This is a genomic window from Paraburkholderia xenovorans (assembly GCF_046030735.1).
In the GTDB taxonomy this organism is placed as follows: Bacteria; Pseudomonadota; Gammaproteobacteria; order Burkholderiales; family Burkholderiaceae; genus Paraburkholderia; species Paraburkholderia xenovorans_A.
This window is the reverse complement of sequence record NZ_JAQQBV010000051.1, coordinates 22203-38374: the sequence shown is the minus strand read 5'-3', so window position 1 is coordinate 38374 and position 16172 is coordinate 22203. Positions and strand designations below refer to the sequence as shown.

Here is a 16172-nt window from a genome sequence, read left to right as displayed (position 1 = left end):
GATGGCGCTGATCTTTACCGGTAGCTAAACCCATTGCAGCGTTCCCAGCACCGCAAATTTCCACGCGGTGCCCAATAGCGCTATTCCCGCAGCTTTTCGCCATCGTCTTGATCCCGACAGCGCCACCGAACGTGTTGCCGCACGTTCTTCTTCGCGCATCCGGACTTTGAATCTCCTATTCGAGTCTTCCAGGCCGGACTGAAATGTTCGAAGAACTGTTGTCGGAATCATCAAGCAGAAGTACTGGCAAATACATTATGGAAGTTCAGAAAGGTTAGTCACAGTGATCAAAACGATAAGAGCAGTTCTGTTGGGGTTGGCTATTTCCGTGGGTGCGCTTTCTGCGCAAGCCGGCGAGACGAAAAAGGTCGATGTTCTGCTGGTGGGCGGCGGCATCATGAGTTCGACGCTGGGCGTATGGCTTCACGAACTCCAGCCCGACTGGTCGATGATGATGATCGAGCGTCTGGACGGCGTGGCCAAGGAAAGCTCGAATGGCTGGAACAATGCCGGCACCGGACATTCGGCGCTGGCCGAACTCAATTACACGCCTGAGAAGCCGGACGGCTCGATCGACATTTCGAAGGCTGTCGAGATTAACGAAGCCTTTCAGGTGTCGCGCCAGTTCTGGGCGTGGCAGGTCAAAAACGACGTGCTCAAGAATCCGCGCTCGTTCATCAATTCGACGCCGCACATGAGCTTTGTCTGGGGCGACGACAACGTTCGTTTCCTCAAGAAACGTTACGACGCGCTGCAAGCGAGCCCGTTGTTCCGCGGTATGAAGTACTCGGACAACTTCGATCAGATCAAGCAGTGGGTTCCGCTGATGATGGAAGGCCGCGATCCGAAGCAGAAGGTTGCGGCAACGTGGTCGCCGGTGGGCACCGATATGAACTTCGGCGAGATTACGCGCCAGTTTGTCGGCTACCTGCAGAAACAGCCCGGCTTCGATCTCTCGCTCTCCAGCGAAGTGCGCAGCATCACGCGCAATGCCGACGGCACGTGGCGAGTGTCCTACGTGAAGACCCAAACGGGTGATTCCCCGCAGGACGTCGACGCGAAATTCGTGTTCATCGGCGCAGGCGGCGGTGCGTTGCACCTGCTGCAGGCGTCGGGTATTCCGGAAGCGCGCGACTACGGTGCGTTTCCTGTCGGCGGTTCGTTCCTCGTGACGGAAAATCCGGAAGTAGTAAACCGGCACCTGGCCAAGGCATACGGCAAGGCTTCCGTCGGTTCGCCGCCGATGTCGGTTCCGCACCTGGACACGCGCATTATCGACGGCAAGAAGATCATTCTGTTCGGACCGTTCGCGACGTTCTCGACCAAATTCCTGAAGAATGGCTCGTACCTCGATTTGCTGAGCAGCACCAATACGCATAACGTGATGCCGATGGTGCACGTGGGCATCGACGAGTTTCCGCTCGTCCAATACCTGGCGGGTCAGTTGATGCTGAGCGACGACGATCGCTTCAACGCGTTGAAGGAATACTTCCCGTTGGCGAAGAAGGAAGACTGGCGCCTGTGGCAAGCCGGTCAGCGCGTCCAGATCATCAAGCGCGATGCGGCGAAGGGCGGAGTGCTCAAGCTCGGTACGGAAATCGTGAGCTCGCAGGACGGCAGTATCGCGGGCCTGCTGGGCGCGTCGCCGGGCGCGTCGACCGCTGCGCCGATCATGCTCGGCCTGCTCGAGAAGGTGTTCAAGGACAAGGTCGCGACGCCGGCGTGGCAGGAGAAAATCCGCCAGATCGTTCCGAGCTATGGCACGAAACTCAACGACAGCCCGGCGAAGGTTTATCAGGAATGGACCTACACCAGCGACGTGCTGCAACTGACGCCGCCGCCGCAAATCGACCTCACTACGACGCCGGGTTCGAAGCCCGAGGCCGCCACGCCTCAGCCGGCCAAGGCTGCGGCTGACATGGCGCTGTAACCCCGAAAATGACAGCGGAGCACCTCCCGTTCCGCTGTCTGAACCCTCGAGAAACCGGCGCGAGTGGAACGCGCTTTCCTATAGACGAACGCCATTCGCATACGTCGACAAGAGTTCGCACGATACCCGTAGCGCGAACACTGACCATGACATAGTGAACTCGTAAGGTCTCTGCGACGGGCTTCGCTCACGTTTCGCTCACGTCAGTCGGCAGAGTGCCTGCGTCCCAGTCAATCTTCCAATAGGTCAAAGCTCTTCTCGGGGGTGGTATGGTGCAAGTCAGTGGTTTTCAGCGTCCAGACGCGTTCTTTCCCAAAACGTCCAAAGCCGGCTCGCCGAATTCGTCGGGCAGCACGCCGACGAACGCACAGAGCGCGTCGGCTGCGCTATCGAACTACATGAGTCAGAACGGTATTTCGTCGCTGGACCCGAATCAGTTGTACCAGTTCGCGTACTCGCCTTTATCGGGCACGCCGTCGACGGTTTCCGACGCCGCGAAGTGGATGCTGTCGCATCCCGACACGCTCAACCAGATCGAAACGCATGACGTACCGGGCTCCGACGGCATTGCCGGCGCGAACGACTTCCAATGGGCGGCGCAGGGCGGCCTCGACACGTCCGACGACACGCTGCCCGACCAGTTCACCTCAGATGGCTTCCTGAATCCCGCGTATGCGGCCGCAATGATCAACGCCGCTGAAGTAGCGACGGGTTCCGGCAGCGGCAGTGGCGACGATACGCCGCTGGACGCGCAAAGCGCGTCGGGCGCGCTGGCGGGTTATATGAGCCAGAACAATATTCCGTCGTTGAATCCGAACCAGTTGTATCAGCTCGCGTACGCGCCGAAATCGGGCACGCCGTCCACCGTCTCCGATGCCGCGAAGTGGATGCTGTCGAACCCCGGCACGTTCAACCAGATCGAAACGCATGACGTGCCGGGCTCCGACGGTATCGCCGGTGCGAACGATTTCCAGTGGGCAGCGCAAGGTGGACTCGGCACGTCTCCGATGAACGCACAAAGCGCTGCGGGCGCGTTGTCGGGTTACATGAGCCAGAACAATGTTGCGTCGTTGAATCCGAACCAGTTGTATCAGCTCGCGTACTCGCCGAAATCGGGCACACCGTCGGCAGTCTCCGACGCCGCCAAGTGGATGCTCAAGCATCCGGGCACCTTCAATCAGCTCGAAACGCATGACGTGGCGGGCGCCGACGGCATTGCCGGCGCGAACGACTTCGAGTGGGCAGCGCAGGGCGGCCTCGATGCTTCCGCGAGCGACGACGATGCGGACGCTTCGTCAGCCGGTGCGGATAACGCTGGCACGCCGACGAACGCGCAAAGCGCATCGGGTGCATTGTCGGCTTATATGAGTCAGCACGGCATCCCGACGTTGAACCCGAACCAGTTGTATCAGCTCGCGTATTCGCCTGCGTCGGGCACGCCGTCGACAGTCTCCGACGCCGCGAAGTGGATGCTGTCGCATCCCGGCACGTTCAACAAGATCGAGACGCACGACGTGCCGGGCGCGGACGGCATTGCCGGTGCGAACGATTTTGAGTGGGCAGCGCAAGGGGGTCTCGCTTCTTCTGCGAAATTCTCCCCCAAGCAGTTTGCGTAATTGCAGCGGAAGTCCGCTCGAATTCCTGTTGCAACAGGGGTAGAAGGGAAAGGCTGGCCGTAGTCTACGGCCGGCCTTTAATCGTTCGTGATCGACATGAAGATGCCGGGACATTCTAAAGTTGTCGCGTGCCACGCAGATGAAACCGCGAGGAAGGATGCCATAACGTTGAGACGGAAACGAGATCGTCACCGGTTCGGGATTCGTGATACACGACGAGACACGGCTCCCCAAGCTGCATCTTCAGTTCATCACGAATAGCCGGCGGTGGCCGCTGCGCGAAAACACGCAGCGCCGTCACGCGCAGCGAGAGTGTGTCGCGCAAATACTCTCCAGGCGTGCGCCGTGTGAAGTCCTGCTCGTCATAGTGCGGAACCCTGGCTGAATCGACATGGAGTTCTTCGAGCTGGACCGGAACGCCGTCGTCGAAATGAACGGTTTTTGAGCGCAATAGTTCACGCACCGGCTCGCCCGGCCTGACTTCGAATATGCGCTGCATCCTGTCGTCCACCCCACGCTCCAACGCCATCACGAGTGCGCGATGCGTGCGGCCGCTCTCGCGGATATCGACCGCAATCGGGCGAATCTCCACCTTATCCGTGTAGCCTGGCGTTACATAGGTTCCCGATCCGGGAACACGCGCCAGAACACCTTCGTCGGCGAGTTCACGAAGCGCTCTCGATACAGTCATGCGAGCGAGGTTGAGTTCCATCGCCAGTTCCACTTCGACGGGAATGCGCGCGCCGCTGCCCCATACGCCGTCGCGAATGCACTTAAGCACATAACGCTTAACCTGAACATACGGTGGCAACGCCTGCCGGCCCGTGCGGTTTGTCGGGCGTTGGCACGGTTCGTGACCCGCATCTGATTCTCTGCTCATCCCTCACCACTCATCAACTTGTCTTTACATGCATATACTAGATATGAGGCGAGCCACATGCAATCGCTCAGCGGAACGGCCGGGTCGTGAGCAGCGCAGACGGTTGAAGGGCGGGCGCTGAATTTTTATTTTTTTTCGACTTGCAGCCCCCTCTGAATGCTGCCAACATTCAGCTATACATGTAAAGACAAGTAGACGTGTCCCACAGCAGGAGAAAAGAGACGCTCGTGCAGCAGGTGTGGGGCGCGGGATGTTGCAAAACCGCGAGAAACGAGGCGGTTTTTTACCCGTCGATAAGGACGAAATCGTGATTTCTTTCGAGAGTGTTACCAAGCGCTATCCCGATGGCACTACGGCAGTGAACGAACTATCGTTCGAGGCGCCGTCGGGCCAATTAACGGTGCTCGTCGGCCCGTCAGGCTGTGGCAAGACGACCTCGTTGCGAATGGTGAATCGTCTGATCAGGCCATCGTCCGGGGTGATCCGGCTCGGCGGCGAATCTACCGCGAATATGGACGAGGCCGCGTTGCGGCGGCGCATCGGCTACGTGATCCAGCATGCGGGCCTGTTTCCGCATCGAACGATTCTCGACAACGTCGCGACCACCGCGCGGCTCAACGGCAAAAACAGGAAAGAGGCCCGCGCAATCGCACAGGAACTGATCGAGCGAGTCGGGCTCCCGCACGCGTTCGGCGCGCGCTACCCATGGCAGCTTTCGGGTGGCCAGCAGCAACGCGTGGGCGTGGCGCGCGCGCTCGCGTCCGATCCGCAATTCATGCTGATGGACGAGCCATTCAGCGCGGTCGATCCGGTCGTGCGGACGCAACTTCAGGATGAATTCCTGCGGCTGCAACGTGAGATCGGCAAGACGATCATCATGGTTACGCACGACATCGACGAAGCCCTCAAGCTCGGCGATCAGGTGGCGGTGCTGCGCACCGGCGGCCAGCTCGCGCAGATCGCATCGCCGCAGGAACTGCTGCGCCAGCCTGCGAATGCGTTCGTCGCCGATTTCATCGGCCGTGATCGCGGATATCGTTCGCTCGGGTTCGAGGCGCTCGGTTCGGAGCTGACGGTAGGTCCCGAACCCACCGTCACGCTGGGCTGTGCACCTGCAACAGCGCGCAGCCAGGCGCGTGGCCGCTGGCTGCTTGTCGTCGACAATCTCAACCGGCCGCTCGGCTGGGTCGAGCCGGCCGAACTGGCGGGACCGGTGCGCACCGAGGACCTTAACCTGAGCGGAACAATCGCGACCGTGAGCGGCACGTTGCGGCAACTGCTCGACGCCGTCCTCAGTTCGCCCGCCCGGCGCGGTCCGGTAGTCGGCCTGGATGGGGCTCTGCTCGGCACGCTGAGCGGCGAGCAGGTGATCGGTCTGATCGACGGGCGGCCCGCTGACCCGATGAGGAGGTCGGCATGAATTTCGCCTGGCTCGTCCGCGAATCGGGTGCGATAGCCATGCTGTTCGGCTGGCATCTCGCGCTTTCGCTCGTGCCCGTCGTGCTCGGATTGATCTGTGCGATTCCGCTGGGCTGGCTCGCTCATCGCAGCGGTGTGTTCAGGTCTGTGCTGCTCGGTGCGGTGGGCCTGCTCTACACGATCCCATCGCTGGCTCTGTTCGTTCTGCTGCCCGCCATTCTCGGCACCCGCATCCTCGACCCGATCAACGTGGTCGTCGCACTGACCGTCTACACCATTGCGCTGATGGTGCGCACCGTCGACGACGGCCTCGGCGCCGTGCCGCCGGAAACGGTGCAGGCGGCCAGTGCGATGGGCTATCGGCAGTTTCATCGCTTCCTGACGGTGGAGCTGCCCGTTGCCGTGCCGGTAATTACCGCAGGGTTGCGCGTGGCGGTGGTATCGAACGTGAGTATCGTGTCCGTTGCAGCGCTCGTCGGTATGCCGCAACTCGGCGCGCTATTCACGCAAGGACTCCAACTTCATTTCCTCACTCCGATTGTGGCCGGCATCGTGCTCTGCGTGTTTCTCGCGGTGGCGCTCGACGGCCTCGTCGTTCTGATTGGCCGCTCGCTCACACCGTGGCGGCCGGAGGCAACACGCTCATGATCGACTGGTTACTTGACGGCTCTCACTGGGCCGGCGCAGACGGCATCGTCAATCTGATTGTCCAACACCTCGCTTACACGGGAATGGCGCTTCTCGCCGCGTCGGTGGTCGGCATTCCGATCGGGTTGTACGTCGGACACACGCGGCGTGGCGTTTTCGTCATTGCCGGCTGTGCGAACGCATTGAGGGCGCTCCCGAGCCTCGGCCTGATTGCGCTGCTCGTCATTCTGTTTGGACCGGTGTTCGAGTCCGATCTGGCGTTCGAGGTGCCGAGCCTGATCGTGCTGGCCGTACTGGCCATGCCGCCCATCGTGACGGCCACCTATGCGGGCATTCTCGCGGTAGACCCGGCGGTGGTCGACGCGGCGCGAGGCATGGGATATCGCCCGCTATGGCTGCTGCTCGGCGTCGAGGTGCCGTGCGCGTTGCCCATGATTATCTCCGGGCTACGCAGCGCGACCCTGCAGACCATCTCGACAGCAACGATTGCCGCGTACGTATCGCTCGGCGGCCTGGGGCGACTGATCATCGACGGGCGCGCGCAGAACGACTATCTGCAGATGACCGCTGGCGCGATTCTCGTCGGCGTGCTCGCTCTGTCGGCCGATCTTGTGCTCGGCGTTCTGTCGCGGGCAGTCGTTTCGCCGGGCCTCACGCAGCGGCAAAAAAAGCATTCTAAAAAACGGTCGATGAACCTGGTGAGCGAGTGAAGCGGCGGCGCGAGTTCGTCGCGCTGACTTTCCGATTTGAAATGTCAATTTGAGAGGAACAGACCATGATGAAGAAGCTATGCGTTGCGACGTGCGCTCTTGCGATTTCCGCCGCGATCACCCTGTCGGCCGAAGCCGCCGACAACCCGCTTTCGTCGGGCGGCAGCACTGCCGCGGCCGGCACCGTGGTGGTCGGCTCGGCCGATTTTCCCGAAAGCGAACTGCTCGCTACGATTTACGCGCAGGCTCTGCGCGCGAAGGGCATCAAGGCCGATACCAAACTCAACATCGGTAGCCGCGAGGTGTACATGCCGGCACTGCTCGACGGATCGATCAGCGTGATTCCCGAGTACACCGGCGCGACGCTCAGCTATCTCGACAAGGACGCGTCCGCGCATACGCCCGACGACGTGGCGAAGGCATTGGCCTCGGCGTTGCCGAAGAACGTCGCGATGCTCACGTATTCAAAGGCCGAGGATACCGACGTGCTTGCGGTGACACAGGCGACGGCGAAGAAATACTCATTGACCTCGATCTCCGATCTCACGCAAGTGGCCGGACAATTGGTACTCGGTGGACCGCCTGAATGGAAGACGCGCCGCGAGGGCGTAGTAGGGCTCAAGGATGTCTATGGACTGACCTTCAAGTCGTTCAAGACGCTCGACGTGGCAGGACCGATTACGCTGTCTGCGCTGAAGAACGGCCAGGTGCATGCGGCGGACATGACGTCGACGGACCCGGCCATGAAGCAGGACAAGCTGATCGCGCTGAAGGATCCGAAGAACCTTTTCCCCGCGCAGAACATTGTGCCGCTCGTCGCGAAGGACAAGCTCAACGACAAGGTGGAGCGGGTACTGAATGACGTGTCCGCCGCGCTGAGTACGGACGACCTGGTTGTCATGAACAGCCGCCTCGCCAATCAGGAGAGCTTCGATACCGTCGCAGCAGACTGGCTGAAGAAGAAAAAGCTCGATCGCTAACGCGACGCTCGCGCGCGCAAGCCGGGTACCTCGCGCCGGCCAGGATGACGGTTTCGAATGCTCTCAAGGCAATCAGATAAAGGATAGGAAGTGACACAGCAATCTCCGGTCGATAGTACCGGCATCAGACTCGGAAAGGCACGCACGTGTGTCGCTGACATTGCCGCAATTGCGGCCGGCGCGCAGGTTCTGCTCGACCCACCTGCACTCGACGGCATGCGGCAAACACACGAACGCGTATTGCTGATGATGGAGCGCAAGCAGGCCATCTACGGCTTGACCACGGGTGTGGGCGATCTGTACACGCAGACGTTGTCGTCCGCAGAAATGGCGTGCGCCCAACTGAACATGCTGAAGAGTCACGCGTGCGGCGTGGGCAAGCCGTACACGCCGGCAGAGGTGCGGGCGATCATGGCGACCCTGATCAAGAGCCTGCTGCAGGGCGCGAGCGGAGTGAGCACGTCGCTGGTGGAAACCATGGCCGCGATGCTGAACGCGGGCGTTGTTCCGTACGCACCGAGCGGCGGTTCGGTCGGCTATCTGATCGCGACCGCGCACATAGGGCTGGTGATCTTCGGCGAAGGGCAGGCATGGTACGGCGGCGAATTGTTGCCGGGCCGCGAGGCGATGCGGCGCGCGGGCATCGACGTGCGGGAGCCGGGGCTTCGCGAAGGCCACGCGCTCCTGAGCGGCACCTACGAGATCACCGGCATCGGCGCGCTCGCGGTGCACCGCACCGCCCAGCTGATCGAGACGGCCGACGTGGCGGGTGCAATGAGCCTTGAAGGTCTGCGCGGCAACAGCCGCGGCTATGACGAGCGGTTGCAGCTTCTGCGCCCGCATCCCGGCCAGGTGGAGACCGCGCGCCGGCTGCGCGAGATGCTTGCCGGCAGCGAGATTCTCGAATTCAACCAGCATCATCGCCTGCAGGACGCATTGAGTCTGCGCTGCATTCCGCAAGTGCATGGCGCAGTGCGGGACGCGTTGGAATACTGCCGCAACGTGTTGGACATCGAGATCAACTCGGTCACGGACAATCCGGTCTTCGTCGATGAAGGCGAGCATCTGGCCGCGCTGCCGGGCGGCAACGGCCACGGCGCGCCAACGGCACTCGCGCTGGACTTTCTGGCGATCGCCATCGCCCATCTGAGTACGATGTCGCAGGCTCGTTCCGACCGCTTGACCAATGAGCACATCAGCGGATTGCCGCCATTTCTGGTGGCGCAGAGCGGTGCGAATTCCGGTCTCATGATTCCACCGTACGTCGCCGCGGCGCGCGCCGGCGAAAACCGTGCGCTGGCAGCGCCGGCGAGCGTGCATACGGTCTCGACGTGCGCGAGCCAGGAAGACCACATCAGTATGGGTGTGACCGCCGCACAGAAGGCAATGACGGCAATCGACAACGCATTGGACATCCTGAGCGTCGAGCTGCTTTGCGCCGCGCAGGCGCTCGAGTTTCATCGCCCTCTACGGGCCGGAAACGGTACGGGCGCCGTCTACGACGCGATCCGGCAACGTGTACGCGTACTGGAGAGCGATCGCGAACTGCATCACGATCTGCGAGCCGTGCGCGACCTGATCCAGTCCGGCGTGCTGGCGCAGGCAGTGGATCGCGCAGGTTCGTGAACGGCGTATTGTCGCTCTGCCGGTGCGACGGGAACCTGGTTTGCCCGCCGCGGCGGGCGCATTTGACATGAAGTAGGGAGTACGGAATGCAGGAAAAAGTGGCTGTTGTGGGTGCGGGAACGATGGGCGCCGCGATTGCCGGCGTATTTGCTTCGCGGGGTTATAAGGTCGCCGTTTATTCACGCAGCGAACGTACGCTCGACGAGGCACGCGTCACAGTCGAACGATTGGCTGGAGAAGATGTACTCGTCGACTATACGGGGTCGCTCGAACAGTGCGTGAGCGGCGCCTCGATCGTAAGCGAAAACGTGGCCGAAGACGTTCACGTCAAGCAGCAGATTTTCAGGGACGTTGAGGACGTTGTGTCGGCGGACTGCCTGCTGACTACGAATACGTCCAGCGTACCGATCACGGCCATCGCCGAGGGTTTGCGCCACCCGGAGCGGGTAGTGGGACTTCACTGGTTCAATCCCGCGGCAATCATGCCGCTGGTGGAGATCGTGCGTGGCGAATTCACAACCGACGAAACCGTGCGCCGCACTCGCGCCGTATGCGTTCGCATCGGCAAGGAGGCGATCGAGGTCAATCAGGACATCGCCGGATTCGTCGTGAACCGTCTGCAATACGCGATGTTGCGCGAGGCGCTCTATCTGGTGGAAAAGGGCGTGGCGTCGGTCGAAGACGTCGACCGCGCGGTCGAGACCACGCTTGCGCCGCGCTGGTCGGCATCCGGCCCGCTGCAACTGATGGATCTGGCCGGACTGGACGTGGTGGAAAAGGTGTCCGGTATTTTGATGCAATCCCTGTCGCGCGACACCGGTACGTCGGCGATCGTCCGGCAGTTGTGCGACGAGCAGGCATTCGGCATCAAGAGCGGACGGGGCTTCTATCAGTGGACCGCCGACAGCATCGCGTCGACACTGCGGCGCCGCGACGAGACCGTGCAAATATTGCAGAAGCACAGCGCGAGCAAGACGGCGCGTTGAATCGATCCCGCGTTCAGGGGCCGTTCAGAACGCTACCGAGTCCAGCGATGAACGGCTGAAAAAAGTATGCCGCGAGCCGGGATGCAGGAAACGGGTGAACGTCGTGACCGAGCTGCTCACCCATGTTTTGCGGGTAACCAGCAGGCAGGGTTCGACTTCGTTGACTTCCAGCAGCGACGCTTCGGTCGTGTCGGGGTTGATCGCCTGCATTTCGTGCTCGGCGGAGGTCGGCTGGGCGATCGACTGCAGGTAGTCCGTGGTCGACTTTTGCGTGAAGTCCTGACGCAGGTAGTCAGGTGCGAAGCTGGGTGCGACGAAACGGTCTTCGAGCTGGACCGGTATGCCGTCGGCGCAGTACACGATCAGGCTGTGAAAGAGAGCGTCGCGGCGTGTCGTTTCCATGCGGGCGGCGACTTCGGCATTCGGTCGAACACGCGTGAGATCGTGAACGCGAATCGTCAGGTTCTGACCACGCGAACGGATGTCGTCGGCAATGTTGTGCAGGTGGATGAACGTTGACGCCGCCTTGGGCTGCGCCACGAAAGTGCCGACACCGTGCAGGCGTTGCAGCACGCCATTGTTCGACAGTTCGCGCAGAGCGCGGTTGACCGTAAGCCGGGACGTGCCGAAGACCGTAACAAGCTCGTTTTCACTCGGAATCTTTTCGCCGGGTCGATACGTGCCATTGGCTATCCGGTCCAGTACGTACTGTTTGATTTGCTCGTAGAGCGGCAGCGGCAGACCTGCATTGACGTTTCTCGGGGAAGCTTGGCGCATGTTCGGTTTCGCCGCGGTGGTTCGCGGCATGGTTGGCGGTGCGCCAATCTTAACATGCCAGGTATAGATGACCTGGGCGCTGGCGTGTGAACGAACGGCAGGCGTGCATCCTGTCTGGCCACTTATAACAGGTGTTTTTGAAACACTTGTACTTGTAAAGACATGTATTTACCATTGATGAAGGTGGCATGAAATGCGTGTTGGGTGCGTCAAACGCAACGCGCGATACGCGGCAAGCTGCTCAGGTCGCGCGGACAGGTCAAGTCCGCGCTCTTTCCTTCTGTTCACCAGGTGCTGTTTATGACAATTTCGCACGACGCTTCTTCGAAGGCCACCGCAGCGGCCGGTCCTCTGGCCGGCCTCAGGGTGGTCGACTTCACCCGAGTGCTGGCAGGCCCGTTCGCCACGGCACTCCTCGCGGACCTGGGCGCCGAGGTCATCAAGATCGAATCGTCGCAAGGTGACGACTATCGGCATGTCGGGCCGTTCGTGGACGGTTCGAGCGCACTGTTCATGTTCGCGAACCGGGGCAAGAAGAGCGTGGTGCTCGACCTGAAGGACCCCGCAGACCTGGCTCGCGCCGTTGCGTTGGCGGAAACAGCGGATGTCGTCGTGGAAAACTTTCGGCCGGGTGTGGCGAAGAAGCTCGGCATCTGCCACGAGGCGCTTCGCGCCCGCAACGAGCGGCTGGTGTACGCGAGCATTTCCGGTTTTGGCCAGAACGATACGTCGAACCGCCCGGCCTACGACCTCGTGGTGCAGGCGATTACCGGTCTCATGTCGATTAATGGGGATCGCGATCGTCCGCCGACGATCGTGGGCGAGGCTTTTGGCGACCTTTCCGCGGGTCTGTTCGCGTCGTGGGGCATTCTTGCTGCACTGGTGCAGCGCCAGACAACGGGGGAGGGTTGCTATCTGGACATCGCGATGTTCGATACGCTGCTTACCCTGATGCCGACGGCCACTTGTGCGTACATCGCGACGGGAACAGCGCCGACCAGAGTCGGTAACCGTCATCCGCTATCGGCGCCGTTCGGTGCTTTCGCCGCGCGAGACGGCAATTTCATTCTCGCGGTACTGAACAACAAACTGTTCGCGGTCTTCGCAAAGTTGATCGGGCGTCCTGATCTGATTTCCGATCCGCGCTACGAGTCAGACGAGTCTCGCGGTGTCAACGAGACAGCGCTGAGGGAAGCGATCGAAGGTTGGTCTCGCGAACTCGACGTGGCCGTCATTCTCGATGCGCTGTCCGCCGCGGGCATTCCTTGCGCACCGATCGAGAACGTGGCTCAAGCCGTGGACAGCGAGCAGGCCGCACGCCGTTCGTTGTACCGCTCCGGCGCGATGGGAGACGTCCGCGTGAAATTGCCTGAGCAGCCCGTGCATTTCTCGACGATGACACGAGGACACGCAATCCATGCGCCCGAGCTGGGCGAACATACGGGCGAACTGGAAAACTGGCTCGCTCGTGAAAAAGACAATTGCTGACAAGGTTGAAACGACGATCATGAGCCAATTCGTACGACTCGAACTCGACGGTCCAGTGGCGACCGTCACGATCAATCGCCCGGAAGCGTCGAATGCGCTGAACGACGACGTTCGACGCGGCCTGTTCCAGGCGTTGGACACGGTGGAACAGACTGACTCGATACGCGCGGTGATCGTTACCGCGGCTGGAGAAAAGGTATTCGCGGCGGGCTCCGACATCAAGGATATGGTGCACATGAACGGACAGGAGTCCGTTGCCTTGTCGGAATCGGCTTTGCAGTTGAATAACCGAGTCGCTTTCCTGCGCAAGCCCGTGTTGTGCGCGGTGAACGGCTGGTGCCTCGGCGGCGGACTCGAACTGGCGCTGGCGTGCGACATCCGTGTGGCGGCCGAGCATGCGCGTTTCGGTTTTCCGGAAGCGAAGCTCGGCATCATGCCCGGTACCGGCGGCGTGCCGCGTTTGTTGCGCACGGTAGCGGGTGGTGTCGCGCGACACATGCTGCTGACCGGCGAATTCCTTAGCGCACAACGCGCTTACGAAGTCGGCTTAGTCACCTGTGTGGTACCGATCGATCGCCTGCTGGCCGAAACGCGGGCTATGGCGAGCCGCGTGGCAGCGCTCGGCCCGGTGGCACTGGAAAGAATCAAACACACGATCAGCGTTGCCGAGAGTGCAACGTTATCCGAAGGCATCCGGTCGGAAACCGACGCGTGCGCGCTGTGCTTCGACACGCTGGATAAGGTGGAAGGCATGACGGCGTTCATCGAGAAGCGGCCTGCGCAGTTCAAAGGGTGTTGAGGGTGGTGTTTTTATTAATTCTATTAATTAGATATACGTAGCATCAATGTTATTCAAACGAACCCCATGACAGTTTGGAGAGTGATAATGAAGAGAAGTCTTTTCGTAATCGGCATGATGAGTTGCGTTGCCAGTGCGGCCCACGCGCAAAGCAGCGTCACGCTGTACGGCGTCATCGACGAAGGTCTGAACTACACGAGCAACGCAGGCGGCGGCAAGCTCTATTCGCTGTCCAGCGGCGATGTTGAAGGCTCGCGCTGGGGACTGAAGGGCACTGAGGATCTGGGTGGCGGACTGTCGGCGATCTTCCAGCTTGAAAACGGGTTCAATGTGAACAACGGAAGATTGGGCCCTGAAAACCAGATATTCGGCCGCCAGGCATACGTCGGATTATCGAGCGCGACGTACGGTACGCTCACGTTCGGGCGTCAGTACGATTCTCTGGTCGACTATCTCGCGCCGTTGACGTCGAACGGCAACTGGGGCGGTGCGATGTTTTCGCACCCGTACGACAACGACAATACCGACAACACGTTTCGCCTCGACAACGCTGTGAAGTTTGCGAGCGCGAGCTATGGCGGATTCACGTTCGGCGGCACCTACGCGTTCAGCAATTCAACTGCGTTCGCGAGCAACCGCGCGCTGAGCGTCGGGGCACAGTACACCGTCGGCGGCCTGACTGCGGCGGCTGCGTATCTCAACGTCGATAGTCCCAATAACGGCGCGGCGGGCGCGGTCGCGAACCTCGGCTCGGCTGGAGCGGATGGCAGCTTTACCGCCGACCGGCAACGCGTTTTCGGCGCGGGTGTCAATTACACGCTGGGGTCTGCGACACTGGGCTTCGTCTACACGCACACGGATTTGTCGCGGCCCGATGCAACGCTGTACGCGTCGTTGACGCCGAGTCCGACGCTCGGGGCGGCCTCTTCGCTGAAGTTCAATAACTTCGAACTGAATGCGAAGTATCAGTTCACGCCTGCGTTCTACGTCGGCGGTATGTACACGTTCACGTCGGCGACCTATGCGGGTACGTCGGGTGAAAGTGCAAAGCCGAAGTACCATCAGTTCGGGTTAATGGCCGACTACAATCTTTCGAAGCGGACAGACATTTATATCCAGAGCGTCTACATCAAGGTCGCGAACGACTCGGCGGTAGCGGGAACGGGGCTCGAATTCGCATCGAATCCGGACATCGCCAATCCTTCGTCGAACAACCGGCAATTCGTGGCGCGTGTGGGCATTCGCCATCAGTTCTGACGGTCCATCCGCGTAACCGATTCCTTCAGCAGACCACGGAGCCATGTGAGTCCCGGATCTGCTGTCCGATGCGCGTGCCATTGCAGGGTCTGCTGCATGACCGGCATCGGAAACGGGACATCGCGAATCACGATTGGCGCGTACTCTTGTACGCGCTTTGCCAGCCTGCGATGCACGGTAGCGATGCGTTGTGTCCCGACCACCAGTTGCGCTGAAGTCGCAAAGCTGAAGGTGGTGACTTCCACACGGCGGGATACGCCGAGGTGCGGCACGAACCAGTCCTCCATCGCAGGGTGTCCCTCGCCCGGAAGCACGACGACGTGGCCGGCGTCGAGGTAAGTCTCCTGCGTCAACGGCGCGCGGGCGAGCGGCGAGTCCTTCCACAGCACGCAGCAAAACTCTTCCTCCAGCACGACCTCCATAGGGTGTTCCGACGAACAATATTCGCTCGGAATGATGAGCATGTCGGCATCCGCGCGCTCGAGCGCGCGAGCGGGATGGGCAACGTGCGCGCGCAATTCAATGCGCACAGCAGGCGCCTCCTCGTAGATCAGTGCGAGCGCATACGGCATCAACGTCGATAACGTGTAGTCCGAAACGAGCAAACGGAATACCCGGCTGGATTCGCGCGGCAAGAAGATGGGTTGAGTGGAAATGGTCGCCTCTACACGCACCAGCACGTCACGCACTGCGTCCGCAAGACCTTCGGCTCGCGGCGTCGGCTCCATCTTGCGGCCGACCTGCACCAGCAATTCGTCATTGAAGTACTCACGCAGCCGCGAGAGGGCATTGCTCATCGCCGGCTGGCTCAGATGCACGCGCTCTGCGGCGCGGCTAATGCTGCGTTCACTCAGTAGCGCATCGAGCGCAACCAGCAGATTGAGGTCGAGATTGTTGAACCTCATGCGCGTCGTCTCCTTCGTCTCTGATTGCGCACGCGGCTCGCGGCGCAGGTCGGTCTATCGATCATGCCCATGTATTCAGCGCATCGATTCTGGATATAGATCCAATCCATTTTTCTTATGGGTAGGGGCATCTTAACCTAGTCTCACCCAC

Annotated in this window: 14 protein-coding genes; 11 read left to right on the top strand and 3 right to left on the bottom strand. The window is 61.0% G+C overall.

The window, feature by feature from the left end; genetic code table 11:
* Window positions 1-283: 283 nt before the first annotated feature.
* A complete protein-coding gene (gene mqo, locus PQQ51_RS31570) occupies window positions 284-1930 on the top strand; it encodes a malate dehydrogenase (quinone) (protein WP_408501121.1) in 1647 nt (548 codons plus the stop codon).
* 503 nt (window positions 1931-2433) lie between these two features.
* Complete coding sequence (locus PQQ51_RS31565; RefSeq protein ID WP_459252356.1) at window positions 2434-3546, top strand: hypothetical protein; 1113 nt, start codon at window positions 2434-2436, stop codon at window positions 3544-3546.
* Window positions 3547-3661: 115 nt separating this feature from the next.
* Here PQQ51_RS31565 and PQQ51_RS31560 read toward each other — a convergent pair whose 3' ends face one another.
* Window positions 3662-4426 (bottom strand): UTRA domain-containing protein, encoded by a 765-nt coding sequence (locus tag PQQ51_RS31560; protein WP_408501119.1) that lies wholly within the window; start codon window positions 4424-4426, stop codon window positions 3662-3664.
* Between the two features lie 358 nt (window positions 4427-4784).
* On the opposite strand from PQQ51_RS31560, the gene PQQ51_RS31555 reads away from it, so the two are divergent.
* From PQQ51_RS31555 to PQQ51_RS31530, 6 genes are all read left to right on the top strand, one after another.
* Complete coding sequence (locus PQQ51_RS31555) at window positions 4785-5846, top strand: ABC transporter ATP-binding protein (protein ID WP_408501118.1); 1062 nt, start codon at window positions 4785-4787, stop codon at window positions 5844-5846.
* The gene (locus PQQ51_RS31550) at window positions 5843-6493 is read left to right on the top strand and encodes an ABC transporter permease (RefSeq protein WP_408501117.1); all 651 of its coding nucleotides are present in this window, start codon (window positions 5843-5845) and stop codon (window positions 6491-6493) included. The genes PQQ51_RS31555 and PQQ51_RS31550 overlap by 4 nt, the downstream gene beginning before the upstream one ends.
* A complete protein-coding gene (locus PQQ51_RS31545; RefSeq protein ID WP_408501116.1) occupies window positions 6490-7203 on the top strand; it encodes an ABC transporter permease in 714 nt (237 codons plus the stop codon). The genes PQQ51_RS31550 and PQQ51_RS31545 overlap by 4 nt, the downstream gene beginning before the upstream one ends.
* A gap of 65 nt (window positions 7204-7268) precedes the next feature.
* Entirely contained in the window at window positions 7269-8183 is a 915-nt protein-coding gene (locus PQQ51_RS31540) for an ABC transporter substrate-binding protein (RefSeq protein WP_408501115.1), read from the top strand.
* Window positions 8184-8273: 90 nt separating this feature from the next.
* Complete coding sequence (locus PQQ51_RS31535; protein ID WP_408501114.1) at window positions 8274-9809, top strand: HAL/PAL/TAL family ammonia-lyase; 1536 nt, start codon at window positions 8274-8276, stop codon at window positions 9807-9809.
* 86 nt (window positions 9810-9895) lie between these two features.
* On the top strand, window positions 9896-10795 hold the full coding sequence (locus tag PQQ51_RS31530) for a 3-hydroxyacyl-CoA dehydrogenase family protein (protein WP_408501113.1): 900 nt from the start codon (window positions 9896-9898) through the stop codon (window positions 10793-10795).
* A 24-nt stretch (window positions 10796-10819) separates the two neighbouring features.
* On the opposite strand, the gene hutC is transcribed toward PQQ51_RS31530, so the two are convergent.
* Window positions 10820-11572, bottom strand: a complete 753-nt coding sequence (gene hutC, locus PQQ51_RS31525) for a histidine utilization transcriptional repressor HutC (protein ID WP_408501112.1) — start codon at window positions 11570-11572, stop codon at window positions 10820-10822.
* 300 nt (window positions 11573-11872) lie between these two features.
* On the opposite strand from hutC, the gene PQQ51_RS31520 reads away from it, so the two are divergent.
* The 3 genes from PQQ51_RS31520 to PQQ51_RS31510 all read left to right on the top strand — a co-directional run bounded on the left by PQQ51_RS31520 (window position 11873) and on the right by PQQ51_RS31510 (window position 15116).
* Window positions 11873-13060, top strand: a complete 1188-nt coding sequence (locus PQQ51_RS31520) for a CaiB/BaiF CoA transferase family protein (RefSeq protein ID WP_408501111.1) — start codon at window positions 11873-11875, stop codon at window positions 13058-13060.
* Window positions 13061-13079: 19 nt separating this feature from the next.
* Window positions 13080-13859, top strand: coding sequence for an enoyl-CoA hydratase/isomerase family protein (locus PQQ51_RS31515; RefSeq protein ID WP_408501110.1), 780 nt, complete (start codon window positions 13080-13082; stop codon window positions 13857-13859).
* Between the two features lie 87 nt (window positions 13860-13946).
* Window positions 13947-15116, top strand: coding sequence for a porin (locus tag PQQ51_RS31510; protein WP_408501109.1), 1170 nt, complete (start codon window positions 13947-13949; stop codon window positions 15114-15116).
* On the opposite strand, the gene PQQ51_RS31505 is transcribed toward PQQ51_RS31510, so the two are convergent.
* A complete protein-coding gene (locus PQQ51_RS31505) occupies window positions 15107-16021 on the bottom strand; it encodes a LysR family transcriptional regulator (protein ID WP_408501108.1) in 915 nt (304 codons plus the stop codon). The two genes, PQQ51_RS31510 and PQQ51_RS31505, sit on opposite strands and share 10 nt — an antisense overlap.
* Between the last annotated feature and the right edge of the window lie 151 nt (window positions 16022-16172).